21 protein-coding genes are annotated in these 23,380 nt (G+C 64.8%); 14 read left to right on the plus strand and 7 right to left on the minus strand.

Annotated features, from left to right (window positions below):
* Positions 1-4: 4 nt before the first annotated feature.
* From CS1BSM3_RS22295 to CS1BSM3_RS22305, 3 genes are all read right to left on the minus strand, one after another.
* Positions 5-1,840, minus strand: coding sequence for an extracellular solute-binding protein (locus CS1BSM3_RS22295; protein ID WP_244540589.1), 1,836 nt, complete (start codon positions 1,838-1,840; stop codon positions 5-7).
* Positions 1,841-1,891: 51 nt separating this feature from the next.
* Entirely contained in the window at positions 1,892-3,793 is a 1,902-nt protein-coding gene (locus tag CS1BSM3_RS22300; protein ID WP_072391096.1) for an extracellular solute-binding protein, read from the minus strand.
* A gap of 192 nt (positions 3,794-3,985) precedes the next feature.
* Positions 3,986-4,534, minus strand: coding sequence for a c-type cytochrome (locus CS1BSM3_RS22305; RefSeq protein WP_072391099.1), 549 nt, complete (start codon positions 4,532-4,534; stop codon positions 3,986-3,988).
* A gap of 339 nt (positions 4,535-4,873) precedes the next feature.
* Between CS1BSM3_RS22305 and CS1BSM3_RS22310 the strand changes: the two genes are divergently transcribed.
* The 3 genes from CS1BSM3_RS22310 to CS1BSM3_RS22320 are packed head-to-tail and all read left to right on the plus strand — an operon-like array spanning position 4,874 to position 7,077.
* Positions 4,874-5,611 carry a 3-deoxy-manno-octulosonate cytidylyltransferase gene (locus CS1BSM3_RS22310; protein WP_072391102.1) on the plus strand — a complete coding sequence of 246 codons (738 nt, stop codon included), beginning with the start codon at positions 4,874-4,876 and terminating at the stop codon, positions 5,609-5,611.
* A 39-nt stretch (positions 5,612-5,650) separates the two neighbouring features.
* A complete protein-coding gene (locus CS1BSM3_RS22315) occupies positions 5,651-6,598 on the plus strand; it encodes a prephenate dehydratase (RefSeq protein ID WP_083528815.1) in 948 nt (315 codons plus the stop codon).
* Between the two features lie 23 nt (positions 6,599-6,621).
* Positions 6,622-7,077: a hypothetical protein gene (locus CS1BSM3_RS22320; RefSeq protein WP_072391105.1), complete on the plus strand. Its 456-nt coding sequence runs from the start codon at positions 6,622-6,624 to the stop codon at positions 7,075-7,077.
* A gap of 108 nt (positions 7,078-7,185) precedes the next feature.
* On the opposite strand, the gene CS1BSM3_RS22325 is transcribed toward CS1BSM3_RS22320, so the two are convergent.
* Genes CS1BSM3_RS22325 through fabI form a run of 4 tightly spaced genes read right to left on the minus strand, consistent with a single transcriptional unit; the run spans position 7,186 to position 10,852 of the window.
* Complete coding sequence (locus tag CS1BSM3_RS22325) at positions 7,186-8,073, minus strand: C40 family peptidase (RefSeq protein ID WP_072391108.1); 888 nt, start codon at positions 8,071-8,073, stop codon at positions 7,186-7,188.
* Between the two features lie 10 nt (positions 8,074-8,083).
* Positions 8,084-9,508, minus strand: coding sequence for a leucyl aminopeptidase family protein (locus CS1BSM3_RS22330; RefSeq protein ID WP_348532914.1), 1,425 nt, complete (start codon positions 9,506-9,508; stop codon positions 8,084-8,086).
* A 17-nt stretch (positions 9,509-9,525) separates the two neighbouring features.
* On the minus strand, positions 9,526-9,969 hold the full coding sequence (gene arfB, locus CS1BSM3_RS22335) for an alternative ribosome rescue aminoacyl-tRNA hydrolase ArfB (protein ID WP_174263752.1): 444 nt from the start codon (positions 9,967-9,969) through the stop codon (positions 9,526-9,528).
* A gap of 34 nt (positions 9,970-10,003) precedes the next feature.
* Entirely contained in the window at positions 10,004-10,852 is an 849-nt protein-coding gene (fabI, locus tag CS1BSM3_RS22340) for an enoyl-ACP reductase FabI (RefSeq protein ID WP_072391110.1), read from the minus strand.
* Between the two features lie 254 nt (positions 10,853-11,106).
* On the opposite strand from fabI, the gene gstA reads away from it, so the two are divergent.
* The 11 genes from gstA (at position 11,107) to CS1BSM3_RS22395 (ending at position 23,375) form a co-directional block, all read left to right on the plus strand.
* The gene (gene gstA / locus CS1BSM3_RS22345; protein WP_072391113.1) at positions 11,107-11,712 is read left to right on the plus strand and encodes a glutathione transferase GstA; all 606 of its coding nucleotides are present in this window, start codon (positions 11,107-11,109) and stop codon (positions 11,710-11,712) included.
* 388 nt (positions 11,713-12,100) lie between these two features.
* Positions 12,101-13,435, plus strand: a complete 1,335-nt coding sequence (locus CS1BSM3_RS22350) for a glycosyl transferase family protein (RefSeq protein WP_072391116.1) — start codon at positions 12,101-12,103, stop codon at positions 13,433-13,435.
* Positions 13,436-13,455: 20 nt separating this feature from the next.
* The gene (gene wecB / locus CS1BSM3_RS22355; RefSeq protein WP_072391119.1) at positions 13,456-14,580 is read left to right on the plus strand and encodes a non-hydrolyzing UDP-N-acetylglucosamine 2-epimerase; all 1,125 of its coding nucleotides are present in this window, start codon (positions 13,456-13,458) and stop codon (positions 14,578-14,580) included.
* 25 nt (positions 14,581-14,605) lie between these two features.
* Positions 14,606-15,721, plus strand: a complete 1,116-nt coding sequence (locus CS1BSM3_RS22360; RefSeq protein WP_072391122.1) for an HlyD family secretion protein — start codon at positions 14,606-14,608, stop codon at positions 15,719-15,721.
* Positions 15,722-16,269: 548 nt separating this feature from the next.
* The gene (locus CS1BSM3_RS22365) at positions 16,270-17,301 is read left to right on the plus strand and encodes a sulfate ABC transporter substrate-binding protein (protein ID WP_072391125.1); all 1,032 of its coding nucleotides are present in this window, start codon (positions 16,270-16,272) and stop codon (positions 17,299-17,301) included.
* A gap of 26 nt (positions 17,302-17,327) precedes the next feature.
* Positions 17,328-17,894 carry an RBBP9/YdeN family alpha/beta hydrolase gene (locus tag CS1BSM3_RS22370; RefSeq protein ID WP_072391128.1) on the plus strand — a complete coding sequence of 189 codons (567 nt, stop codon included), beginning with the start codon at positions 17,328-17,330 and terminating at the stop codon, positions 17,892-17,894.
* Positions 17,895-18,035: 141 nt separating this feature from the next.
* Positions 18,036-19,046 (plus strand): sulfate ABC transporter substrate-binding protein, encoded by a 1,011-nt coding sequence (locus CS1BSM3_RS22375; protein ID WP_072391131.1) that lies wholly within the window; start codon positions 18,036-18,038, stop codon positions 19,044-19,046.
* Entirely contained in the window at positions 19,046-19,882 is an 837-nt protein-coding gene (gene cysT, locus CS1BSM3_RS22380) for a sulfate ABC transporter permease subunit CysT (RefSeq protein WP_072391134.1), read from the plus strand. The genes CS1BSM3_RS22375 and cysT overlap by 1 nt, the downstream gene beginning before the upstream one ends.
* Positions 19,882-20,784: a sulfate ABC transporter permease subunit CysW gene (gene cysW, locus CS1BSM3_RS22385; protein ID WP_072391137.1), complete on the plus strand. Its 903-nt coding sequence runs from the start codon at positions 19,882-19,884 to the stop codon at positions 20,782-20,784. The genes cysT and cysW overlap by 1 nt, the downstream gene beginning before the upstream one ends.
* The gene (locus CS1BSM3_RS22390) at positions 20,781-21,869 is read left to right on the plus strand and encodes a sulfate/molybdate ABC transporter ATP-binding protein (protein WP_072391140.1); all 1,089 of its coding nucleotides are present in this window, start codon (positions 20,781-20,783) and stop codon (positions 21,867-21,869) included. Before cysW ends, CS1BSM3_RS22390 begins: the two co-directional genes overlap by 4 nt.
* Before the next feature lie 249 nt (positions 21,870-22,118).
* A complete protein-coding gene (locus CS1BSM3_RS22395) occupies positions 22,119-23,375 on the plus strand; it encodes an MdtA/MuxA family multidrug efflux RND transporter periplasmic adaptor subunit (RefSeq protein WP_072394332.1) in 1,257 nt (418 codons plus the stop codon).
* Positions 23,376-23,380: the final 5 nt, after the last annotated feature.

Below are 23,380 nucleotides of genomic sequence, written 5' to 3' on the forward strand. Positions count from 1 at the left end.
GCTGTCAGTTCGACTTCAGCTTCGCAGCTTTCTCGGCGTCATACCACCAGGTATCCGGCGCGCCGCGGCCAAACTTGGGCTTCTTCTCCGGGTAGGAGAACTTGTCCCAGTAGGCAATGTTGTGCGCAGCCTTGTACCACTGCGGCACCCAGTAGTGCCCGGCGCGCAGCACGCGGTCGATAGCGCGCGTCGCCGTGACCAGCTCCTCCCGGCTCTTCGCCGCGACGACCTTGTCGATCAAGGCATCGATCACCGGGTCCTTGATGCCGGCGAGATTCACGCTGCCCTCGACGTTCGCATTCTCGCTGCCCCAGTAGTTGCGCATCTCGATGCCCGGTGTCAGGCGCATGACGAAGCGCGAAGTGACGACATCGAAGTCGAAGGCCTTCACGCGACGCTGGTACTGCGCACTGTCGACGCGTCGGATGGTGGCGCCGACACCGATCGCCTGGAGGTTCTTGATGTAAGGCGCGATCACGCGCTCGAACGTATCCTCGAAGATCAGAAACTCGATCTGCAGCGGCTCACCATTCGGGCAGACGCGGATGCGATCCTTCATCTTGCAGCCCGCTTCGTCGAGGAGCCGCGCCGCCTCGCGCAACAGCCGGCGGTCCGATCCCGAGCCGTCCGAGACCGGCGAGTTGTAAGGCTCCTCGAACACGGCAGTGGGCAGCTTGTCCTTGAAGGGCTCGAGTAGCGCCAGCTCTGCAGGCGAAGGCTTGCCCACGGCCTTCATGTCCGAATTCTCGAAGTAGCTGTTCGTCCGCAGATACAGCCCATAAAACATGTTCTTGTTGGTGAATTCGAAGTCGAAGGCATAGTCGAGCGCCCTGCGCACGCGCGGGTCAGCGAACTTCGCGCGCCGCGTATTGAAGAAGAAGCCCTGTGCGCCGGAAGGGTTCTCGTCCGGAAGCGTCAGCTTCTTCATGCGGCCGTCCCGCATGGCCGGGACCTCGTAGCCCGTCGACCAGTCACGTGCGGTGAACTCCTCTCGGAAATCGTAGGTTCCGGCTTTGAAGCCTTCGAGCGCGGCCGTGCGATCGCGATAGTATTCGAAGCGAAGCTCGTCGAAGTTGTTCGCGCCGCGATTGACCGGAAGGTCCTTGCCCCAATAGTCGTCGCGACGCTTGTAGGTGATCTGGGCGCCGGGCCGGAAGTCGCTGATGAGATAGGGACCGGATCCGACGGGCGGCTCGAGCGTCGTCTGGTCGAACTCCTGCTTCGAGTAGTAGGCCTTCGAGAGCACGGGGAGGCCGGCGACCGTCGTCGGCAGATCGCGTTTGAGATCGCCCGTGAAGGTGAAGCGCACCGTATGCGAATCCAGCGCCTCGGCCTTGGTCACGTCGCGCATCATGATGCGGTAGCTCGGATGGCCCTTCGATTTCAGAATGTCGAAGGAGAAGACGACGTCTTCCGCCGTGACGGGCGAGCCATCGGAGAACTTTGCTTCGGGCCTCAGGCGGAACGTCACGGAATTGCCGTCCTTGGCAACTGCCACCTCCTTCGCGATAAGGCCGTACATGGCGTCCGGCTCGTCGCCTGAACGCTCCATCAGCGTATCGAAGAGCGCGCTCAGACCCGTTGCAGGGTCGCCCTTCAGGATGAAGGGATTGAAGCTGTCGAAGGAATTGAGGGGGCCGCCATAAGTCGAGAAGCGGCCACTCTTCGGTGCATCCGGATTGACGTAGTCGAAGTGTTTGAAGTCGGCTGGATACTTGAGGTCACCGAACGTGGAGAGCCCATGGCGGAACTCCTCGGCCGCGAGCCGCGACGGGCCGCCGAGCACGGCGAGCGCGGCAATGGCGGCGGCGAAGCACCTGAGATAGAGCCAACGCGTCATCAAATTCATCCTCTCATGATCCGGTCTTCGGCCGAAATATCATTGCGTCCGCTATCGTCGCCGTGCATCCGAGAGCCGGGCGGCGGCAGCCTGATCATGCCACCACACCTGCAGGAAGCGCGAGGTGGCCTGAACGTGGGTCGGCATCTTCGCCGGGCCGCCGAACATGTCCCACATGGCCACGCGTTCCTTTGGAACATACCACTGCGGAACGAGGTAATGGTTCCAAAGCAGAACCCGATCAAGTGCGCGTGATGCGGCCACGAGCTCCGCGCGATCCGTGGCAAAAATCAACTTCTCGATAAGCTGATCGACCGCGGTATTCTTGATCCCGATCAAGTTGCGACTGCCTTCGCTGTCGGCTGCCGCGGAACCCCAGTAGTCGCGCTGCTCGTTGCCCGGCGTCACCGACTGGCGGAAGCTCGCGACCACCATGTCGAAGTCGAACGTGTTGAGGCGCCGGCGATACTGGGCGCTGTCGACGATGCGGATCGACGTCTTGATGCCGAGCCGGCCGAGCGCCACCCCATAGGGCTGAATGATGCGCTCGAACTCGGGCGATACGATCAGGAACTCGACTGTGAAGGCCTCGCCCGCGGCATTGCGCAACTCGCCGTTCTGCTGCTTCCAGCCGGCGGCCGCGAGCAGCTTCGCCGCCTCCGCCATGTGGCGGCGCGCATCCTCGGGCCCGCGATTGAAGGGGTTCGCATAAGGTGTGGTGAACACCTCCTTCGGCACCTGCTCACGTACGCTTTCGAGCAATTCGAGCTCGCGCCCCGTCGGCAGGCCCTTGGCTTTCAGCTCGGAATTCTCGAAGTAGCTGCCGACCCGCGTGTACTGGTCGAAGAGGATGTTCTTGCTCGCCCACTCGAAGTCGAAAGCGAGATTGAAGGCGCGGCGCACGCGCGGATCCTTGAACTGCGGCCGGCGGATATTGAAGGCGAAGCCCTGCATGGGCGTGACGAGATCGTTCTGCCACTCCTCGCGCTTGACGAGGCCGCGGCGCAGCGCGTCGAAATCGTAGGCCGTGGCCCAGGATTTCGCGCTCGACTCGGACCAGAAATCGAGCTGCCCGGCCTTGAAGGCCTCAAAGGCGGGAACGGCATCGCGGAAATATTCGAAGCGCACCTCGTCGAAATTCCATTGGCCACGCGACACGGGCAGATCCCGTGCCCACCAGTCGGCGACGCGCTCATACGTGATGGATCGGCCGATGTCGGCCTGCTTGATGCGGTAAGGACCCGAGCCAAGCGGGATCTCCGTCGTGCCGCGGGCGATATCGCGCGGCTCCCCGTTCGCGTCCTTTCCTTCCCAGTAGTGCCGCGCGAGGACGGGCAGGCTGCCGACGATCACCGGCAGCTCGCGATTGCCTGTCACGGCGAACTCGAATGTCACCATCCGCTCGCCGGAAACCACGGCGCGCGTCACATCCTTGAAGTAGATCTGATAGCGCGGGCTCGATTTCTTGAGCGCCTCGAGGGAAAAGACGACGTCGTCGGGCGTGATCGGGCGGCCATCATGGAAGCGCGCCTCGGGTCTGATGCCGAAAGTCGCCGAGCTGAAGTCGGGCGCATGGGCGACCCATTCCGCAATGAGGCCGTACTCGGTCGCCGGCTCGTCGAGGCTCTCTGCCATCAGCGAGTCGTGGATCACATTGGACCAAACGGCCGCGAGGCCCTTCTGGGCGTACGGATTGAGCGAATCATACGTGCCGGTCGCGCGCATCCGCACGCGCCCGCCCTTCGGCGCATTGGGATCGACCCAGTCGAAATGCTTGAAGTCCGGCCCGTAGCGCACCGAGCCGAGGAGCGAGATGGCGTGCTCGCGAGGTGCGTTCGGATCGCAGAGCCCGGCTGATGGCAGCGCGACAATGCTCGCGGCTACAGCGAGCGCAGCGACGACAGCGCCGCCGACGCGGTCCCTCCGGGCCTCGTTCACCAGTATCCGCCCCATGCATCAGGCCTCATTGTACGCGCCGCGAGCGGACGGACACGCCGAGCCCGCCCAGCTTACACCGGACGGGCTATAGATGAGAAACCCGGGGCCTTCTGCCAAGTTAATATTCGTCCATCCACAACCGCAGCGCGCATCGGACGCCGGTATTGACGGCGTGCGCGCAAGATGATGGAGCGAGACCCGAGCAGCCTACTTCGGCAGCGCAGCCGGTGAATCCGACAGCGTGCGCAGATAGGCGAGCAGGTCGGCGAGCTCGGCGTTATCGCTTACGCCAGGGAACGCCATGCGGTTGTTGGGAATAGCCTGCCGCGGGTTGTGCAGGTAGGCCGCGAGATGGGCCCAATCCCACTTGCCGCCCTTGTCCTTGAGGGCCGGCGAGTAGTTGAAGCCCTCGTGCTTGCCAACGTCACGATCGACGACGCCGTAGAGGTTCGGACCCGTGCGGTTCGGCCCGCCCTTCTCGACCGTATGGCAGGAGACGCACTTCTTGAACGCATCCTTGCCGCCGTCGACGCTCGCCTTCGCCAGGAGAGGCTCGACTTCCTTCGCAAAGTCGAACACGGCCACGGCTGGCGCCGATGCGCCCGCCGGCCCGCCCTTCGGCATGGGCAGCGTGTAGCCCGCCTTCTCGACATGGCGCGGCTTGTCGACGATCTCGAGTAAGGTCCTGCCCCCAAAGATGAGCAGCAGCGCCGCCAGCGCGGCACCGGCAATTTTATTCAGCTCGAAAGCATTCATCTGAGTTGCGCTGCCCCATCATTCCCGGCCCGGCGGCCGGGGTCCGGCTCCCCCTAGTGCCCCGTTTTCGAAGTTCGCCGGACCTAGCCGCGAGCGCTGAGAGCGAACTTCGGAAGCAAAGGGGCACTAAGACCACAATCTTGCTAGTCTGATTCAGATCGATAAATTCGCACGATACCGCCCCGCGAGCGCAGGCGAATTTCTCGATCGTCACACTAGAACGGGCGCCAATATAGGCGTTCCCCCGATGCTTGCAACCTGAACGGCATCTGTTCTACGAGGAGAAGGCGAGACCAATTGTCACCCGCTTTCGGGCGACCACAACAGAGGCCAAGGCGCATGGGCGGCGCGCTGATCGTCATTCCATCCCGCATGGCCTCGACCAGGCTCCTCGGCAAGCCCCTCGCCGATATCCATGGCGTGCCCATGATCGTGCACGTATGGCGGCGCGCTATGGAGGCCGATCTTGGCCGCGTCGTCGTCGCTACGGACAGCGACGAGATCGCCGCCGCAATCCGTGCGGCCGGCGGCGAGGCACAGATGACGCGGCCCGACCACCAGAATGGAACGGACCGCATTTTCGAGGCCATCCAGAGCCTCGATCCCGCGCGCGAATTCCGCTCTATCGTCAATGTGCAGGGCGACCTGCCAACCATCGAGCCGCGCCTCATCCGCACCTGCCTCGATGTGCTCACGGCCGAGCCGGCGGCCGACATCGCTACCATCGCCTGCGAGATTGTGGTCGCGGAGGAGCGCACGAACCCCAACGTGGTCAAAGCCGTCGGCACCCCGATCGGGCCCAACCGCCTGCGGGCACTCTATTTTACGCGCGCGACGGCGCCGAGCGGAGAGGGGGCCCTCTACCACCACATCGGCATGTACGCCTATACCCGGGACGCACTGGAGCGGTTCGTCGCGCTCCCCCCGGCCCCGCTCGAACAACGTGAGCGTCTAGAACAGCTTAGGGCGCTCGAGGCGGGCATGCGCATTGACGTGGGCCTCGTTGACACCGTCCCCCTCGGTGTCGATACTCCGGCCGACCTCGAGCGGGCTCGCCGCCTGCTCGTTCCGGCCTGAACACCTCTTTTCTGGCTCATTCCCAGTCTGGCTCACATCATGTCGCCCAAGAAGTCCTCCACCCCGGCGGGCACGACGGCCCGGCGGTCGGCCCCATCTGATGCCGCCCCGCTCCAACGGATCTCCTATCAGGGCGAGCCCGGCGCCAACTCGCATCTAGCCTGCAACGAAGTATTCCCGGGTCAGGAGCCGCTGCCCTGCCCGACGTTCGAGGACGCGATCGGCGCCGTGAAGTCGGGTGAAGCCCGCTACGCCATGATCCCGATCGAGAACTCGCTCGCGGGGCGCGTCGCGGACATCCACCACCTGCTGCCGCAGTCGGGGCTCTATATTGTCGGCGAGCACTTCCTGCCGATCCGCTTCCAGCTCATGGGCCTCAAGGGCACAAAGCTCAGCGACATCACGGACGTCTACAGCCACGTGCACGCCCTCGGGCAGTGCCGCCGGATCATTCGCGAGCATGGCCTCAAGGCGCATATTGCCGGCGATACGGCCGGTGCCGCCCGTCAGGTCGCGGAATGGGGCGAGCGGTCACGCGCCGCACTCGCCCCCCGCATTGCCGCCGAAATCTACGGTCTTGATATCCTTGCCGAGGACGTCGAGGACGAGAAGCACAACACGACGCGCTTCGTGATCCTCTCGAACGAGCCGGAGGACGCGGAGCCCGGCAATGGCCTGGTGATGACGACTTTCATCTTCAATGTCCGCAACGTGCCGGCGGCGCTCTACAAGGCCATGGGGGGGTTTGCCACGAACGGCGTGAACATGACCAAGCTCGAGTCCTACCAGGTGAACGGCGAGTTCGTGGCGACCATGTTCTACGCCGACATCGAGGGGCACCCGACCGATCGCCCCGTGCGTCTCGCACTCGAGGAGCTTTCGTTCTTCTCGACGGAGCTACGTATTCTCGGCACGTATCCGGCGAGCCCGTACCGCATCGAGATCGCGCGCAAAGCGGCAGCACGCGCCGCCGTCAATCCGGGCTGAGCGGCATGGAGGGGGCGGGGCATATGCTGCCCGATGATGCCTTTCGCGCAAAGCGCGACCGCACGATCGCCGCGCTCCAGCAGTGGCAGCGCGCGCTCGCGGATTGCGCGCGCATCGAGGAAGAGGCGGCGGCGACCTTCTGGCGGCTTGCGGTGTCGCCCTTTGCTGCCGGTGCGTGTCCGTTCGAGGTCATTTTGCACCAGCGCCAGATCTGCGATCTCGCCATCGGCCCGGAGAGCTATGAAGGCCGCTCGAGCGATGAGCTCGACCGCCTGCCGGCCATGGCGGAGGCAATCGCGGCCGGGCGCGTGCTGACGCGCACCAAGTCGAGCGCGGTATCCGGCCTCGTGCTCTCCATCGAGACCGAGGTGCGTCTCGCAGATGGACCGTCGTGGAAGGCGGACCGCTGGCTCGTCTCCGGTATCAAGCCCGGCGCGATGCTCCGCAACGACCGCTGGTACCTACCGTATCGGCGGTAGCGGAGGGTCGGTGCGCTCGATAATCCCCCTCTCCCCATTGTCTTCAATGGGGAGAGGGTTGGGGTGAGGGGCGGGGACTTGCGCGACGTTAGCGTTTGCCGCTACCCCTCACCCTAACCCTCTCCCCGCAAGGGCGGGGAGAGGGGAATTGGGTCGACGCACACCGATGATCTCGCTGCCTGTCGCACGAATGCGCGCGACGGCCTCGGCGAGCGGCTCGACGACGACACGCATGTGATGGGCATTCGCGTGCAGCATGTGCGCAGCGTCGATCATGATGCCCACGTGGCCGCGCCAGAAGACGAGATCGCCGCGCCGCAGCGCATCGGTGTCGACCACGATTGCACTTCCTATCTCAGCCAGCAGCATGTCGCTATCGCGCGGCGCCGCAACGCCCGTCGCCTGCATGGCAACCTGCACGAGCCCCGAGCAATCGATCCCAGCGCGCGTACGCCCGCCCCAGAGATAAGGCGCACCGAGGAACTGCTCGGCGACGGCGACGAAATCCGCAGCGCGCGTGTCGATCGGCACGAGATGCTGCACGGGCACGAACGCCCCGATGGCGAGGGCGGCAAAACCGTTCTCCTCGCGCTCCACTTTGAGGCACGCCCCCATGGGGAGATCGACGAGCGGCGGTGATTTCAGCTCCGGCCGCGCGAGCGCCGGCGCCGCGAGAGCCGCTATGCGATGTGTCGGCACGTTGAGCTCACGCCCGATCGCGGCCGCCGGCGCATAGCCGACATAGCCGTCGCCTTCGCCTTGCAGCCAGGCCCAGCCCTCACGCTCCTCGAAGACGCGCACGCGCTCGCCGAAGATGAGCTGCGTCGTCAGCGCCTCGCTGGCATCCGGCGCGCCGAAAACCGGCGCGATCGCGACACGCACCTGCCCGGGCCAGCCGTCGACGAAGTTGCTCGATGTGACGCGGCCAGCAAGGCGCGCGTCGGCCAGATCCTCGCGAAAGGCATTGCGGCGCGGATCGAGCAGGCCCTGGCCCATGCGCGTGCTCTCAACTCCCGACCATGCGGCGAACAACCTCGAAGACGGCGCGCGCCGCCTGCGGCTCGCCGCCCTTGGGGCCGAGCACGCGCTGCGCGGGGCGCCAGCCGTAGATGTCGAAATGCGCGAACGTGCCCGCCTTCTTCACGAAGCGCTTGAGGAAGATCGCCGCGACGACCGCGCCCGCAAATCCACCCTCGGCGACGTTGTTCATATCGGCGACATTGCTGTCGAGCCAGGTCTCGTAGGGCGTCGTGAGCGGCAGGCGCCAGACCGGATCGGCGACCGCAGATCCCGCAGCAGCGATCACGCTCGCATGACCTTCGTCATCGCAGAAGTAGGGCGGCAGATCAGGGCCGAGGGCGACACGCGCCGCGCCCGTCAACGTCGCGAACGTGAAGAGATGATCGGGCGCCTCCTCGTCGGCGAGCGCCAGCGCATCAGCGAGCACGAGACGGCCCTCGGCATCAGTATTGCCGATCTCGACGGTCGTCCCCGCGCGCGAGCGAATGACGTCGCTCGGCCGGAAGGCGCTTCCCGATATGGCGTTCTCGGCCGCCGGGATCAGCACGCGCAGGCGCACATCGAGACCCGCGCTCATGATCATGTGCGCCAGCGCGAGCGCCGCCGCGGCGCCGCCCATGTCCTTCTTCATGAGCAGCATGCCGCTCGCCGGCTTGATGTCGAGACCGCCAGTGTCGAAGCAGATGCCCTTGCCGACGAGCGTGATCTTCAGCGCGTCGGCGCGGCCCCAGGTGAGGTCGATGAGGCGCGGCGCGCGCCCACTGCCGCGGCCGACCGCATGAATGAGCGGAAAATTCTTCTCGAGAAGATCATCGCCGATCACGGCCTCGACCATACCATCGTGCCGCACAGCAAGCGCGCGCACGGCAAGCTCGAGCTCGGCCGGCCCCATGTCGTTCGGTGGCGTATTGATGAGGTCGCGGCCGAGCCACACGCCCTCGACGGCTGCCATGGCGTGCTTGGCATCTGCCGTCTCCGGCATGACCAGCACCGGCCCCTTGCGCGTGCCGTTCGCCTTGTATCGGCGGAAGGCATAGGCGCCGAGGCCCCAGGCTATGGCCGCCATGGTGGGGTCGCAGGCGGCCGGATCGCCGAGGCGGTAGGTGCCGGATGCCAGCACGGGCGGCAGAGCGCCGAGGTTCGTTGCGGCGGCAACAGCGCGACTGGCGCCGTCCGGTGTCCCGATGCCGAGCACGACGCCCTCGATCGTCCCGCCCGCGCCGGGAAGGAGCACGTGCTTGCGCGCGGCACCATCGAAGCCATTGGCCTCGAGCCAGGCCATATGCTCGGGCGACAGATGTGCGAGCGCCGTCTTCCAGTTGTCCTGAGGCGCCAGCCAGATGGGCACGGCGCCTGCGCCCGCGTCCGTCGCGATCAGCACCTCGTCTGGCCGCCGATCTGAAATCATCATGTGGTCCCCGACTTCCCTCAATCGAACGATACGCGCTTCTGGCGCCCGCGCTTCACCTCGCCCCGCGCCTCCTTCGACTTGAGGCGGCGCTCGCGTGAGGCCTTGGTAGGTTTGGTCTTGATGCGCGGCTTGGGCGGCGTCGCGGCCTCGCGGATGAGCTCAGCCAGGCGCTCACGTGCTTCCGAGCGGTTCATTTCCTGCGTACGGAAGCGGTCGGCGCGGATGACGATGACGCCATCCTTGGTGAGGCGACGCCCCGCGAGCCGCTCCAGACGGCGGCGCACGGGCGGGGCGAGGCTCGGACTGCCGCGCACGTCGAACCTCAGCTCGACGGCGGTCGCGACCTTGTTGACGTTCTGTCCGCCGGGGCCCGAGGCACGGATGAAGCTTTCGCTCAGCTCGGCCTCGGGAATGAGAATACGGGCGTCGACGCGCAAGCCCTCGTGAAGCCCATCGCTCATCGCGCCCTGCCCATAAGCGTGCCGCGGGCTCTGATCAGCCCTCGCCCTTCACGACCGAGATGTCGGGCGCATCCTCGTTCTTCATGCCCTGGATGTGGTAGCCGGAGTCCACATGATGGATCTCTCCGGTGACGGCGCGGCCGAGGTCCGAAAGCAGGTAGAGAGCTGATCCGCCCACTTCCTCGATGGTCACATTGCGCCGCAGTGCCGAGTTGTACTCGTTCCAGCGCAGGATATAGCGGAAGTCGGCGATGCCGGAGGCGGCCAGGGTCTTGATCGGACCGGCGGAGATCGCATTGACGCGAATGCCCTGCTTGCCGAGATCGGCCGCAAGATAGCGCACGCTCGCCTCGAGGGCCGCCTTGGCGACACCCATGACATTATAATGTGGCATGACCTTCTCGGCGCCGTAATATGTCAGGGTGAGCAGCGAGCCACCGTCCGTCATGAGCTTCTCGGCCCGCTGCGCGAGCGCCGTGAAGGAGTAGCAGGAGATGAGCATGGACTGGACGAAGTTGCGCTCGCTCGTGTCGACGTAGCGCCCGTCGAGCTCGTTCTTGTCCGAGAAGGCGATGGCATGGACGAGGAAATCGAGCCGGCCCCACTGCGCTTTGAGCGCCTCGAAGACCGAATCCACGGAGGCGTAGTCGGTCACATCGCAGGGCAGCACGATCTTGGAGCCGAGCTCGGCGGCCAGCGGCTCGACGCGCTTCTTGAGCGCATCTCCTTGATAGGTAAACGCGAGTTCCGCCCCCTCGGCCGCGCAGGCCTTCGAGATCCCCCAGGCGATCGAGCGGCTGTTGGCCAGCCCCATGATGAGGCCCCTCTTGCCGGCCATCAGTCCTGTGGCCGAACGTACCGCCTCGCCACCTGCAGTTGCCATTTCTCCGTCGCCCCCGAAAATGCCGCTTCTACATGGGCCTAGCTAGCAGCCCGATTTACCTGGGCCAAGTTTCGAGTGATCCTACACAAAAGCACGCCCGGGTCCAGTGACCCGCGGTGCGGGTTGCTTATGCGCCTGCTCGAGTGGATCAATTCGCGGTGAGGGCAGTACGTTCCCTCGATGAAGGAGTATGGGTGTGCCTCTATCGGCACCAAACCTCCCTCGTCATGCTACAGACCATCAGGAGACTGCCTGTGAAGCTCTACTACGCCCCCGGTGTATGCTCGCTATCGCCTCACATCGTGCTCGAGGAGGCCGGGCTCCCGCACGAGCTGGTCAAGACCGACATCCGCGCCAAAACCACCGCCAGCGGTAGCGACTACCGTGACGTCAATCCGCTCGGCTACGTGCCGGCGCTGGCCCTCGACGATGGCACGCTCCTCACCGAAGGGCCGGCGATCGTGCAGTACATTGCCGACAAGGTGCCGGAGAAGAAGCTCGCCCCGCCAAATGGAACGCTCGAGCGCTACAAGTTGCAGTCCTGGCTGAACTTCGTCTCCAGCGAGCTGCACAAGGGCTTCTCGCCGCTTTTCAATCCGCAGATGCCGGACGGCGCCAAGGACCTCGCCAAGGAGCGCCTTGCCGCCCGCTTCGCCCATCTCGACAAGCACTTCGCCAAAAACGCCTACCTCATGGGCGACAGCTTCACCTGCCCGGATGCCTACTGCTTCACGGTCTTGCGCTGGACGGTGCCCACGAAGATCGACCTCGCGCCCTATCCGAACCTCCAAGCCTACATGAAGAGGGTCGAGGCGCGCCCCGCCGTCCAGGCCGCCATGAAGGCAGAAGGACTGAGCTGAGCCGCAAGCCCGAGCCAGAAAACCGGGCCGGGCTGCCGCGAGCTTGTCCACATCTAAATCTTCGAGCGAGGCGGCCCGGACGCGATCTGGAGCCGCCTCTCTTGTCCCAAATCGCACTTCTTTGCTCGTCGCCGCCCGCGGGCAGCGTGCCAATCTGGCACGTTTGCCCCGACGCGTCGGCCGGCGCCCTTCACTCGCAGTACCAGGCCGGAAGCGGCGGACGATGCGCACATTAACCACGCGTCTTCCGGACGCCCATTCTGTCGAGCACTTCCACGCGTTGAGGTTAAAGCCCGCGGCGGCTTGACACAGACAGCGCCGCTCGAAGGCACGCGGCACACGCGTTGCGATCCACGCTGCAGTCCCTTCACGCAGCCGGATCGAGCCCGTGTCAGACCTCCTCATCATCCTGCTCTTCGTGGTCAGCCTCCTGATCACCATCTCCTCGCTGGACGATGCGTTCATCGATGCCATGGCTCTCGGCATTGCGCGCTTTCGCCTGCCGCGCCCCCCTGCCGACGAAACTGTGATCCCGCGGACGGCCGTCTTCATTGCCAACTGGCATGAGGAGGACGTGCTCGGCCGGATGGTCGAAGGCAATCTCGCCCGCATCCATCTGCCTCAGGTCTCCCTCTATCTCGGCGTCTATCCGAACGACACGGGCACGCTCCGCGTCGCCGAGGAGATGGCGGCGAAGTATCCCGATCGCGTGCGCGTGATCGTGAACCGCCTGCCTGGCCCGACGTCCAAGGGCCAGATGCTGAACGAGATGTTTGCGCAGGTCTTCGGCGGCGAGGAGGAAGGCCCGGCGCTCGTCATTCTTCACGACAGCGAGGACATCATCGATCCGCGCACCTTCGAGGTCTATGCGGCCTACGCCGGCGATCATGACTTCATCCAGGTGCCGGTCTTCTCGCTCAATCGCGGCCAAGGCGCGATCGTCGCCTCGACCTACATGGACGAGTTCGCCGAGCGCCACACGCGCGAGATGATCGTCCGCGATGCCGTCGGCGCCGCCATTCCCTCGGCCGGCGTCGGCACGGGCCTCACACGCCGGCTCATCAAGCACTTCCTTGCGACGCGCGGCCAGGTGCTCATGTCCGGCACCGTCACCGAGGACTACATCCTCGGCATTGAGGCCAAGCGCGCCGGCTTCAAGTCAGCCTTTGCCGCGGTCTCCGCCAATGCCGACGAAGGTCTCGACTTCGTCGCGACGCGCGAGTTCTTCCCGCGGACGCTTGCGACCTCCATCAAGCAGAAGACACGCTGGGTCTACGGCATCAACTTCGAGGCCCTGCACAAGCTCGGCTGGCACGGCGATCTCTGGGATCACTACTTCTTCATCCGTGACCGCAAGGGCATGGTGACGAATTTCCTGCCGCCGATCTCGCTCATGATCTTCACGCTTCTGGCCTTTGGCGCGATCGACCTCGGCGAACTCTCCGACACCAGCATGACGATCCTCGCGACGTCCATGTGGGCTAACCTCGCCGCCCTCGTGATGCGCTACGTCGTGCGCGTCGCGGCGATCCACCAAGTGTACGGCACCTGCGACTGGGTCGGCGTCGCAGTGCGCTGGCCCGCCGGGCTCTACATCAACATGGTCGCCGTCTTCCGCGCCTGGAAGACCTACCTCGGCGAGTCGGAGCTCGCCACCCGCCCCATCGTCTGGTCGAAGACCACGCACGAGCTGCCTGACGATTTCACCACAGCCACCCGCTGAACCATCCCCGGAAAAGTGCCATGCGTATTCTCGTCGCCTTCGGAACCCGCCCCGAGATCATCAAGCTCGGCCCCGTCTGCAAAGCCCTCGAGCGGGCTGGTGCGGAGCTCGAGGTCTTCTGGTCCGGTCAGCACATCGAGCTCGCAGCCGGCTTGCTCGACCTCTTCAAGATCACCGTCACGCACAACGGCTCGGACATCATGGCGGAGCCCGGTCTCGCCGGGAAGTTCGGGCTGATGACCCATCAGATCGAGCGGCTGCTGCGCGCGAAGCACTACGACTGGATCGTTGTGCAGGGCGATACGGCCACCGCGGCAGCCGCCGCGTCCGCGGGCTTCATGAACCGCGTGCCCGTCGCGCACGTCGAGGCGGGCCTGCGCACGGGCGACATCAACTCGCCGTGGCCCGAGGAGTTCAACCGCCGCGTGATCGGCCTCGCCGCCGCGCTCCATTTTCCCCCAACGCCGCAGGCGCGCGACAACCTGCTCCGCGAAGGCGTCGCTGCGGGCGACATCGACATGGTCGGCAACACCGTCGTCGACGCGCTTCTTTACGCGCGCGCGACCATGCAGGCTGGCTATCAGCCGATCGATCCCGATGTGGCAGCACTTCCGACCGACAAGAAGCTGGTGCTGGCCACACTTCATCGCCGCGAGAACATCGGCGCGCCGCTCCGTCATGTGCTGCGCGCTCTGCGCACACTCGCCAATGATGGCGACAAGCTGATCGTTCTTCCCGTGCACATGAACCCCGCCGTACGCGCGGAAGTCATGAAGATGCTCGGCGATGTGGCAAACGTCCGGCTCGTGAGCCCGCTGCAGTATCCCGATTTCGTCCATCTGCTGAGCCGCGCCTGGACGGTCGTGACGGACTCGGGCGGCGTGCAGGAAGAAGCGCCGACCTTTGGTTTGCAGATTCTTATCACGCGCGAGAGCACCGAGCGGCCCGAGGTCGTCGAAGCCGGATTCGGCACGCTCGTCGGCTCGAGCTACCGCACCATTGTCTCTGGTGTTCGCCGGCTGACGGCAGGCGAGCGCCCGCAATTGCTGAGCGCAGCCAACCCATTCGGAAATGGCGATGCTTCCGAGCGCATCGCGGCACGACTGATGCACACGAACAATCATCATCATGGTCTTGCGGCTTGAGCCTGCCAGGACGGGAGAAAAAATCATGAGCACGGAACTCAAAGCCAGCCGCCTCGTTTGGACCAAGCTGCGCCGGATCCTCATCACGACAGCCATCGTCGGAGGCGTCGGAGGCTCGGCGATCTACGCACTGTCGGGGAGCAGCGTGCTCCTCAATGCGGACGGCCTCGCAACCCGGCGCAATGTCGCCGTGGCCTCGCCCTGGGAGAACGCGCGGGTCAGAGCGGTCTACGTCAACCCGGGTGACTGGGTCGATGCGGGCCAGAAGATCGCCGTCGTGGAGTCGGCGGCCATGTCCCGCTCCCTCGCCGATCTCGCCGCGGAGCAGGCACGCATCAGCAGCCGTCTCGCACAACTTGAAGCGCGCAAGGGGGTCGTGAAGGCGCTGCTGCCCATGGCTGAAGCGAACGCGACGCAGACCGAGGCCTTCCTTGAAGTGCTCCAGAAGGCGAGCGCCAATGGAAACGTCACGAGCAAGCCTCTGCAGGAGATGATGACGGCGCGCGTCCAGGCTGCCGATCGCCTGCTCTCGCTCAAGGCCGAGCAAGGCTCGCTCGAGCATGAGATCAAATCCAATCAGGATGCACTGGGCCAGGTCTCGGGTGCCTTCCAGGATCTCGAGCGCAACTATGGCGGCGGGATTCTCACCGCGCCGGCGAGCGGCTACGTCGGCAGCAGGGTTGCCGCGGTCGGCGAGGTGCTCGGCGGCGGCAAGGATGGCGTCGCCAGCATCTATACGGGCGCGAGCTACGTGCTGGCCTACATCCCTGAGGGCTATCTCTTCGATCTGGAGGAAGGACAGAGGGTCAACGTCAAAGGGCGCGGACAGGTCGTTGCCGGGCGCATCGAGAAGGTGCTCCCCGTGACCGAGGCCCTCCCGCCGGAATTCCAGATGCCGAACAAGGTACGTGGTCGCGGCCAGGCCGTCCGTGTCGCGCTGCCGGCTAGCAACCACTTCGCAGTCGACGAGAAAGTGCACCTGACGAGCTGCTATCTGAACAAGTGCGAGATGGGTCCCTCGCAGATCGTGCGCAAGGCCGTCCCCGACCTGCAGAAACTCGGCGCCAGGCTCGGCGGCTGGATCAAGGGACTGAAGGCCCTCGTGGTCAATCAGTCCGAAGCACCAAGCGCGAACGTATAAAAGGCGGGCGGGCACCGCCGAGCCGGGGGGTGTGCGGGCGGCTTCATTAGAAGCTGCCCGCACACGCATTTTGGGGGCCTCGATCACTGGTCGTTTTGAGCCCAAAGCCGGCACCGGCATTGCTGGTGTGGCCCCCACTCCTCATATGCATCGCAGAAACACTTCGTTTGAAATCGTCTGGTGCTCGATAGATTGGACATGTCGCTGTCCGTGGGATGCGACCGCGGTGATTTGGGCAAGAGACTTGCGCCGCGTCATCAAACGCTAAGGTTTCGCGGCTTTGTCCGCGAACTCCTTTGAAGGAGCTCTGGAATGAAGCAACCCTTTTGTGTGCCCGGCGCACCGGCAGTTGCGGCTCGTAGAAGCGGCTGTTGTCGCTGACGCCGCAGCGAGGATCGCCCCGCGCGGCCTCCTGCTCGAAGTAGCAACCTGTGTTCTGACCAGCAGGCAAATCCACGAGGCGGCACCGCGTCGCCCGGCTTGATCGCGCACGCCTGCTCACGACCGACGCCGCCACCTTTTCGTATCTGAAACTTTGGAGCTCGAAGATGACAACTGTACGCTTGACGCGCCGCGCGCTCGCCTCTGCGGGCGTGGCTGCCGGTATCGCCCTTGCGGCCACCGCCGGCGTAGCCTGGGCGCAGTCCGTGACATTGCTCAATGTGTCGTATGATCCGACGCGCGAGCTCTATCAGGACTTCAATGCCGCCTTCATCAAGCATTGGAAGGCGAAGACCGGCAAGGACGTCGCGATCAAGCAATCGCATGGCGGATCGGGCAAGCAGGGCCGCTCGGTGATCGACGGCCTCCCGGCCGACGTCGTGACCCTGGCGCTCGCCTACGACATCGACGCCATCCACGAAAGGGCAAAGCTCATTCCCGCCGATTGGCAGAAGCGCCTGCCGAACAACTCCTCACCGTATACCTCGACCATCGTGTTCCTTGTGCGCAAGGGCAACCCCAAGGGCATCAAGGACTGGGGCGACCTCGTGAAGGACGGCGTGCAGGTGGTGACGCCCAATCCCAAAACATCGGGCGGTGCGCGCTGGAACTATCTCGCGGCCTGGGCCTACGCGCTGAGGCAGCCCGGCGGCACGGAGGCGTCGGCCAAGGAGTTCGTGACCAAGCTCTTCAAGAACGTGCCCGTCCTCGATCCGGCGGCACGCGGCGCACTCACGACCTTTACCGAGCGCGGGATCGGAGACGTGTTCCTCTCCTGGGAGAACGAGGCCCATCTCGCCACCAAGGAGCTCGGGCCCGACAAGTACGACATCATCGTTCCGGTAAGCTCCATCCTGGCAGAGCCGCCGGTGACCATCGTCGACACGAACGTCGACAAGCAAGGGACCCGCGAAGTCGCCCAGGCCTATCTCGAGTATCTCTACTCGCCCGAAGGGCAGGACATCGCCGGAAAGCACTACTACCGTCCGCGTGATCCCAAGGCGGCCGAGAAGTACAAGGCTCAGCTCTCGCCGGTCCAGCTCTTCACCATCGATGAGGTATTCGGCGGCTGGCAGAAGGCGCAGAAGACGCACTTCAGCGATGGTGGGACCTTCGACCAGATCTACACCAAGCGCTGAGCAAAGGTCCGGCAAGGAGCACGCCTATGGCGACGCCGTTGATCATTCCCGGTCTTCACGGAAGCTGCGCGCAGCACTGGCAGACTTGGCTCGAGCATCGCCTGCCGACGGCCCGCCGCGTGCTTCAAGCCAACTGGGACAAGGCGGACCTCGGCCTGTGGACCGAGGTCCTCGAGAGGACGATCCTGCTGCAGTCCGGTCGCGTACTCCTGATCGCACACAGCTTTGGATGCCTCGTATCGGCGGCGGCTGCGGGCCGGCTGGCGCCGCGGATCGCCGGAGCGCTCCTCGTCGCACCGTGCGATACGCAGAACTTCGGCCTCGATGAACGCCGGATCGATGCCGCGCTGCCGTTTCCAAGCACGCTCGTCGCCAGCCGGAATGATCCCTGGATGAGCTTCTCGCGCGCCGAGATGTGGGCCGAACGATGGGGCAGCCGGATGGTGGACGCCGGTCATAGAGGCCACATCAATGTGGCATCAGGCCATGGTCCATGGCCCGAAGCTTTGCCTCTGATCGCGGAGCTTTCGGGCAATCCGGACGTTCTCGTGCTGAAGCGCCCTGATCGGCCGCCCTTGGATTGCGCCGTGTAATTCCCCGGCCGACCGCGCACCTGAACCCCCGTCGATAGCAGACGGGGGCATATGGATCGCACTTCTTCTTCGTTGTCGGAGAAGGCGCTCCCTTTCCATGCTTCCGCCCATAAGAACCGCACACCATCTGCGAGCCGTACCATGAGCATCAAAAACACACTTTCCTGGCTGGGATTCCTCCTCTCCTTCACCTTCCTGCTGGCGGTTGCTGCCCTCGCGCAGACAGCCATTCTGAACGTCTCCTACGACGTTGCGCGCGAGCTCTATAAGGACGTCAATCCCGCATTCGTGGCCTACGCGAAGGACAAGCTCGGCGAGAACGTCGTCGTCAATCAATCCCATGGCGGGTCGAGCCGTCAGGCGCTGTCCGTGATCGGCGGCCTCGAAGCCGACGTCATCACCATGAACCAGTCGCCCGACATCGACATCCTCGTCGAGCGCGGCGGCCTCGTCGACAAGGACTGGCGCAAGAAGTATCCGCATGACGCGACGCCCTACACGACGACGACCGTCTTCCTCGTACGCAAAGGCAATCCCAAGCAGATCAAGGACTGGAGCGATCTCGTCCGCCCTGGCCTGCAAGTGATCGTGCCGAACCCCAAGACCTCCGGCAATGGCCGCTATACCTACCTCGCCGCCTGGGGCTATGCCCTCATCAACGAGGGAAATGAGGACGCGGCGCGCACATTCGTCACCAGGCTCTTTGCCAATGTGCCCGTGCTGGATGGCGGCGGACGCGGCGCCACCACGACCTTCACGCAGCGCGACGTGGGCGATGCCCTGATCACCTTCGAGAACGAGGCGATCTCCATCCAGAAGGAGCTCGGCGCCGACAAGTTCGATGTCGTCTATCCCTCGCTCAGCATCGATGGCTCGGCACCCGTCGCCGTCGTCGACAAGAACGTCGATAAGAAGGGCACGCGCAAGATCGCCGAAGCCTATCTTCAGTTCCTGTTCTCGACGGACGGCCAGCGCATCATCGCCAGGCACAACTTCCGCCCGCGCGATCCGAGTGTCCTCGCCGAATACGCGGAACGCTTCCCGGCCATCAAGACTTTCTCCGTCGACGAGAAGCTCGGCGGCTGGGCCGAGGCGAACAAGAAGCACTTCGCCGACGGCGCCATCTACGACCAGATCGTGGTGAAGAAGTAATGGCTGCGGCGATCACACGGCGCGTGCTGCCGGGCTTCGGCCTGTCGCTCGGCTTCACGCTCGCGTATCTCTCGCTGATCGTGCTCGTTCCGCTGGCGGCGGTGTTCGTCAAGACGGCGACGCTGTCGTTCAGCGAGTTCTGGGCGATCGTATCGACGCCGCGGGTGGTCGCAACCTACAGGCTGAGCTTCGGTGCCTCGCTTCTGGCGGCAGCCATCAATGTCGTGTTCGGCGTGCTGCTCGCCTGGTCGCTCGTGCGCTACTCGTTTCCGGGGAAGAAGCTGATCGACGCGCTCGTCGATCTCCCCTTTGCCCTTCCGACGGCCGTCGCCGGCATCTCGCTCACCGCGCTCTATGCCAAGAACGGCTGGCTCGGCCAGTATCTCGAACCACTGGGGATCAAGGTTGCCTTTACGCCGCTCGGCGTTCTCGTGGCGCTCGTCTTCATCGGACTTCCCTTCGTCGTGCGCACCGTGCAGCCCGTGCTCGAGGATCTCGACGTCGAGTTCGAGGAAGCAGCGGCCTCGCTCGGCGCAACGCGCTGGCAGACCGTCTACCGTGTGGTGATCCCGACCCTGCTGCCGGCCATCCTGACAGGCTTCGCCCTCGCCTTCGCCCGCGCTGTCGGCGAATACGGCTCCGTCATCTTCATTGCCGGCAACTTGCCGATGGTCTCCGAGATCACGCCGCTCATCATCATCACCAAGCTCGAGCAGTACGACTATGTCGGCGCCACGGCCGTCGCCGCGGTGATGCTCGTCGCCTCGTTCATCCTCTTGCTGCTGATCAACGCCCTGCAGGCGTGGACGCGGCGCAGCGCCCGGAGGATCACCTGATGGCCGGCGTCGCACTCGCCGTTCCAGGACCGCAGCGTGCCCGCGCGCGCTACGAAACCAATCCGGCAATCCGCGAGTCGGGTGCCGTGCGGATACTGATCCTCACGATCTCGCTCCTCTTCTTCGCGACCTTCCTGCTGCTGCCGCTCATTGCCGTGTTCGTCGAAGCCCTGCGGCGCGGCTGGGCCGTCTACGTCGCAGCTCTCGTCGAGCCCGACGCGCTCTCCGCCATCCGGCTCACGCTGCTCACGGCGGCAGTTGCCGTCCCGCTCAATTTGATCTTCGGCCTCGCCGCTGCCTGGGCGATCGCGAAGTTCGAATTTCGCGGCAAGCAGTTCCTTACCACGCTCATCGACCTGCCGTTCTCGGTCTCGCCGGTCATTGCGGGTCTCATCTACGTGCTCGTCTTCGGCGCACAGGGTTGGTTCGGCCCCTGGCTTTCCGAGCACGGCATCAAGATCATCTTCGCTGTTCCAGGCATCATTCTCGCGACCATCTTCGTCACATTCCCCTTCGTCGCGCGCGAGCTGATCCCGCTCATGCAGGCCCAGGGAACGGAGGAGGAAGAGGCGGCGCTTACGCTCGGTGCGAGCGGCTGGCAGATGTTCTGGCGCGTCACGCTGCCGAACATCAAGTGGGCGCTGCTTTACGGCGTCATTCTCTGCAATGCACGCGCCATGGGTGAGTTCGGCGCGGTGTCCGTTGTCTCCGGCCACATTCGCGGCCTGACGAACACGATGCCTCTGCATGTGGAGATTCTTTACAACGAATATCAGTTTGCCGCCGCCTTCGCAGTTGCGTCGCTGCTTGCGCTGCTCGCCCTGGTAACGCTTGCGCTCAAAACCTACATCGAATGGCAGGTGACCCGTCAGACCTCCAGAAGAGAGGGAGAGCACCCTTGAGCATCGCTGTCCGTAACATTCGCAAGAAGTTCGGGACCTTCACGGCCCTGGACGACGTTTCCCTGGATTTTCCGACCGGCGAGCTGATCGCGCTTCTCGGTCCTTCGGGCTGTGGCAAGACCACGTTGCTGCGCATCATCGCGGGCCTCGAGTGGCCTGATGCGGGCCGGGTTCTTCTCGACGGCCAGGACGCTTCTCACCGGCATGTCCGCGAGCGGCAGGTTGGCTTCGTCTTCCAGCACTATGCGCTGTTCAGGCACCTCACCGTCTTCGAGAACGTCGCGTTCGGCCTCCGCGTCAAGCGCCGCGCCGAGCGCCCCTCGGAAGCGGCCATCCGCAAGCGCGTGCACGAGCTCCTGGACCTCGTCCAGCTCGGCTGGCTCGCCGACCGCTATCCCGCTCAGCTCTCCGGCGGCCAGCGCCAGCGCATTGCCCTGGCGCGCGCGCTCGCCGTCGAGCCGAAGGTGCTCCTCCTCGACGAGCCGTTCGGCGCGCTTGATGCCAAAGTCCGCAAGGAGCTGCGGCGCTGGCTGCGCCGACTTCATGAGGAACTGCACATCACGTCGATCTTCGTTACGCACGACCAGGATGAGGCGCTCGAAGTTGCCGATCGCATCGTGCTGATGAACAAGGGACGCGTCGAGCAGGAAGGGGCGACCAACGAGGTTTATGAGCGGCCGGCGACGGCCTTCGCCTACAGTTTCCTCGGTGCGGTCAACCAGCTTCCGGGCTCCGTGCAAGGACAGGGCATCAAGGTCGGCGACGACCTCATCCCGGCGAATACGAACAGCCTCGCCCTCGGCGATGCGGCGATCGCCTTCGCGCGCCCCTACGAGCTGAAGATATCGACGGACAGCACGAGCACGACCGGGCTTGCCGCGCGCGTGAACCGGGTCCTGCTGAACGGCGCAATCGCGCGCATCGAGCTAGTCGGCGAGACGGTACTGAACGGCTCCGGCCGCCCGCCGGAGCTGGAGGTCGAGCTCACGCGGGAGGAGCTGGCCCAGCTCGAGCTTTCCGTCGGCCAGCGCGTCCGGCTCGTGTCACAGAGCCTCAGAGCCTTCCCCTACGCCGCGGGGCAGTGAAGCTGGCACGCCGGCACGATTAAAATTTTAAGCTTCCTTCGCCCCTCTCAGCCCGGCCTGGGACGCTTCTTCCATATGCATTGGGCCTGATCGGGCCCAGTCGGAGCTGCCCGCCCGGGGAGCCCGCGCGGCCTTGCGCGCTCACGCCGCGGGCCAGCATGGCTGTTTCAAGAGCAAGAGGGTGCTGCGTTTATTGATCGTCCCGCGTAAATTGGACAGCAGCGCCCTGGTGTGCTCGAGGAAGCCACGATGGAGCAAATACTTCTCGACCCGAGAAAGCAGCCCGCAACGGAGCCGCCTCCTGCTCCTGTGAAGCGCGCTGCCTGGCCCCGCTATTTGATCGGCCTACTCGTCGTGCTGCTCGCCATTGGCGCCTGGCGCTACTGGACGCTTTCTCCCCAGCAGCAGAGCCGGCCATCCAGCGCGGCAGGTCCTGCAATCACCGTTCGAACGGGCCTCGTGACCCGGGGCGACATGCCGGTCTACCTCAATGCCCTCGGCACCGTGACCTCACTCGCCACGACGACCGTCAAGACCCAGATCAGCGGCAAGATCACCGAGATTGCCTTCAAGGAAGGCCAGATGGTCAAGGCGGGCGATTTCCTGATCCAGATCGATCCCAGTCCCTATCAGACCGCCCTCAATCAGGCCCAAGGCCAGCTCGCCCGCGATCAGGCCCAGCTCGAAGCGTCGCGGGTCGATCTCACGCGCTATGAAGGGCTCATGAAGCAGGACTCGATCGCACGCCAGCAGGTCGACACGCAGCGCGCGCTCGTCAAACAGAACGAAGGGACGGTGCGCGCCGACGAAGCCGCCGTGGCAATGGCGAAGATCAATCTCGACTACGCCCGCATTGTCTCGCCGATCACCGGTCGCGTCGGCTTGCGGCTTGTCGATATCGGGAACTACGTCCAGCCGAGCGACCAGGGGGGCTTGGTCGTCGTGACACAGACGGAACCGATTTCGGTCATCTTCTCCCTTCCGCAGGACACGATCCCCCAGTTCCTGCCCAAGCTTCGCAGCGGCGAGAAGCTGACCGTCGAAGTCTACAGCCGTGATGGCAGCAAAAAGCTCGCGACCGGCGCACTCGATACCGTGGACAATCAGATCGACACCACGACGGGCACGGTGAAGCTTCGCGCCATGTTCGCAAACGAGGACGAGCAGCTCTTTCCCAATCAGTTCGTCAACGTGAAGCTTATCGTCGACACGCTGCGCGACACGACCATCGTGCCTTCGGCTGCCGTGCTGCTCGGCGCGCCCGGCACGTATGCCTATGTGGTGAAGAGCGACAACACCGTGACCGTGCGGCCCATCAAGGTGGGCCCCGGCAATGATTCCCATACCGCCATCTTGTCCGGTTTGGAGCCCGGCGAGCAGGTCGTGATCGACGGTACCGACCGGCTCCGAGAGGGCACGGCGGTCAGGATCGCCGGCGAGGCGAGCGGCGCGAAAGCGAGCGAGAGCGGCGGCAATCAGCCACCGCGTAGCAAGCAGGCAAAGTAGACGCG

It is taken from the genome of Hyphomicrobium sp. CS1BSMeth3 (genome assembly GCF_900117415.1).
Classification (GTDB): Bacteria; Pseudomonadota; Alphaproteobacteria; order Rhizobiales; family Hyphomicrobiaceae.

Bases quoted from the DNA above. Each gene is read 5' to 3' on its own strand.
- CS1BSM3_RS22395 (WP_072394332.1), top strand. From the start codon at position 22,119: ATGGAGCAAATACTTCTCGACCCGAGAAAGCAGCCCGCAACGGAGCCG.
- fabI (WP_072391110.1), bottom strand. From the start codon at position 10,852: ATGGCAACTGCAGGTGGCGAGGCGGTACGTTCGGCCACAGGACTGATG.
- CS1BSM3_RS22325 (WP_072391108.1), bottom strand. From the start codon at position 8,073: ATGGGCCAGGGCCTGCTCGATCCGCGCCGCAATGCCTTTCGCGAGGAT.
- arfB (WP_174263752.1), bottom strand. From the start codon at position 9,969: ATGAGCGATGGGCTTCACGAGGGCTTGCGCGTCGACGCCCGTATTCTC.
- cysT (WP_072391134.1), top strand. From the start codon at position 19,046: ATGGCTGCGGCGATCACACGGCGCGTGCTGCCGGGCTTCGGCCTGTCG.
- CS1BSM3_RS22310 (WP_072391102.1), top strand. From the start codon at position 4,874: ATGGGCGGCGCGCTGATCGTCATTCCATCCCGCATGGCCTCGACCAGG.
- cysW (WP_072391137.1), top strand. From the start codon at position 19,882: ATGGCCGGCGTCGCACTCGCCGTTCCAGGACCGCAGCGTGCCCGCGCG.
- CS1BSM3_RS22320 (WP_072391105.1), top strand. From the start codon at position 6,622: ATGCTGCCCGATGATGCCTTTCGCGCAAAGCGCGACCGCACGATCGCC.
- CS1BSM3_RS22330 (WP_348532914.1), bottom strand. From the start codon at position 9,508: ATGATGATTTCAGATCGGCGGCCAGACGAGGTGCTGATCGCGACGGAC.
- CS1BSM3_RS22300 (WP_072391096.1), bottom strand. From the start codon at position 3,793: ATGGGGCGGATACTGGTGAACGAGGCCCGGAGGGACCGCGTCGGCGGC.
- wecB (WP_072391119.1), top strand. From the start codon at position 13,456: ATGCGTATTCTCGTCGCCTTCGGAACCCGCCCCGAGATCATCAAGCTC.
- CS1BSM3_RS22295 (WP_244540589.1), bottom strand. From the start codon at position 1,840: ATGACGCGTTGGCTCTATCTCAGGTGCTTCGCCGCCGCCATTGCCGCG.
- CS1BSM3_RS22365 (WP_072391125.1), top strand. From the start codon at position 16,270: ATGACAACTGTACGCTTGACGCGCCGCGCGCTCGCCTCTGCGGGCGTG.
- CS1BSM3_RS22315 (WP_083528815.1), top strand. From the start codon at position 5,651: ATGTCGCCCAAGAAGTCCTCCACCCCGGCGGGCACGACGGCCCGGCGG.
- CS1BSM3_RS22360 (WP_072391122.1), top strand. From the start codon at position 14,606: ATGAGCACGGAACTCAAAGCCAGCCGCCTCGTTTGGACCAAGCTGCGC.
- CS1BSM3_RS22370 (WP_072391128.1), top strand. From the start codon at position 17,328: ATGGCGACGCCGTTGATCATTCCCGGTCTTCACGGAAGCTGCGCGCAG.
- CS1BSM3_RS22305 (WP_072391099.1), bottom strand. From the start codon at position 4,534: ATGAATGCTTTCGAGCTGAATAAAATTGCCGGTGCCGCGCTGGCGGCG.
- CS1BSM3_RS22375 (WP_072391131.1), top strand. From the start codon at position 18,036: ATGAGCATCAAAAACACACTTTCCTGGCTGGGATTCCTCCTCTCCTTC.